Source organism: Parafrankia sp. BMG5.11, from assembly GCF_004337455.1.
On the sequence record NZ_SJXI01000218.1, the window covers coordinates 1 to 1,844 of the forward strand.

The 1,844-nt window shown below is 70.9% G+C and carries 1 protein-coding gene and 1 rRNA gene; both read right to left on the minus strand.

Features of this window, described 5'->3' with window-relative positions:
* Positions 1-17: 17 nt before the first annotated feature.
* The gene (locus E0504_RS50120; protein ID WP_235015157.1) at positions 18-1,310 is read right to left on the minus strand and encodes an EAL domain-containing protein; all 1,293 of its coding nucleotides are present in this window, start codon (positions 1,308-1,310) and stop codon (positions 18-20) included.
* Between the two features lie 426 nt (positions 1,311-1,736).
* Positions 1,737-1,844 (minus strand): 5S ribosomal RNA (gene rrf, locus E0504_RS50125); the annotation flags it as partial.

The window sequence follows — 1,844 nt, forward strand, 5'->3', positions numbered from 1 at the left end:
GCCACACAAGACACGCTCTAAGCCGTATCGGGCGGGCGGGTCCGGTTGGCGCTCGCGGGCAGTGGCAGCGGACCGGGTGGGGCGAGGTAGTGGCCCTGCGCCTGGTGCACGCCCGCGCCGATCAGGACACCGAGCTCCCGCGCGGTCTCGACCCCCTCTGCGAGGACCAGGCTGCCTGTCTCCTGGGCGAAGTGCACCAGCGCGGCGGCGAGCGCGCGCCGCGCCGGATCAGCGTCGATCCGCCGGGTGAGACACTGATCCATCTTGATGAAGTCGGGCTGGAGCTGCACAAGATGATGCAGGCTGGCGTAGCCGGCACCGACGTCGTCCACGGCGATCCGGACTCCTTCACGGCGCAGGACGCCCAGCGCGCAGCGGACCGACGGATAATCCTCGACCCTGTCACCCTCGGTGACCTCGACAACGAGTCGGTCGGCCGGGATATCGGCGATCGCATCCGCCAGCCGCCCCGAGAGGATCGTGGCCGGTGAGGCATTGACCCCGAGCCCGAACTCGGGGGGCAGGCAGGTGAACGCGCGCAGCGCCGACCGGATCGCGGACAGTTCGAGTGCGGGGCCGAGGCCCACGGCGGCGGCGTCGGCGAACCAGCGCTCGGCACCACCCGAACCGGGCGGGAACCGGGCAAGCGCCTCAGCCCCCACGCAGTCGAGCGACGGCAGGTCGAAGACCGGCTGGAAGACCATCGTCGGGCCACCGCTGTCGATCAGCCGCCAGATCCGCCACCACGCCGCCTCCCGGTACTCCCCGCCGGACCGCCGATCGGAGATCGAGGCGGAGAGCACCTCTGCCAACAAGGCCAGCGAACGCGTCTTGCGAGCGGGCATCGCCACGTCGGCGTCGCGGCTCAGGCAGCACAGCATCCCGTACGGACGGCCGTCCGCCAGGGTCACCGGAACTCCGATGTACGAGCCGACCTCGGGCCGGCCGGCCAGCGGCCCCCCGGTCGCCTCCACCCCGGTCGCCGCCGTCCCCGTCACCTCCGTCGCCGTCCCGGACGTCACCGCCTCCGGGCGGATCCTGCCGACGACCGGAAGCGGGCGTTCGGCGAGAGCATGCGAGCGGTGCGGGCCGGGATGGTGCACCGTCGAGCCGGGGTGGACACCGAAGGCCGCGGCGTCGCCGTCGCACGCCTCGATCACCTGGGCTCCCCCGATCAGCCTGGAGAACCAACAGAGATCCATGCCCAGGCGGCGACGGGCGGTGGCGAGCAGCCCGGCCACCGGGTCCGGTTCGGCCGGATCCCACCGGGACGGCGGCGTGGCGCCGCCGCGACCACAGGCATCGGTCACGTGCACCTCCCCACGCGGCACTCGCCAGCATGTTTCCCACGCGTCCACCAGGAACACGTCGCCCGGGCCACAGTTCCGATCGCCGAGTGGAGTCCACGCCCGCGGTGCACGAATAGCGATCGTCTAGTGACCCGCCGGAGTGGCGGTCCGTGACGCAAAGCGACCACCACGTGATCCTTTTCGAGAACAGCGAAGAATTTGACGAGGAGATACGCGATGGCCGCGCGCCCGGCTGTGACCGACGCGGAGTCCCCTGTCTGCGGGGGCGCGGGGCTCTTCTCGCGGGGTTCCAAAGCCGTATCCGACCAGCGGAGCCGTACCGGCCAGCCGGCGGAGAGCCGCCCGGATCATCGGCCGGGAAAAGGTCCGGAAATACAGGTGGGGGCTGCTCCCGGCCACAGCCAGAAACAGCCCCCACCAAAAGAAGTCCGGCGGCGTCCTACTCTCCCACGCGGTCACCCACGCAGTACCATCGGCGCTGAAGGGCTTAGCTACCGGGTTCGGAATGGAACCGGGCGTTTCCCCTTCGCCAAA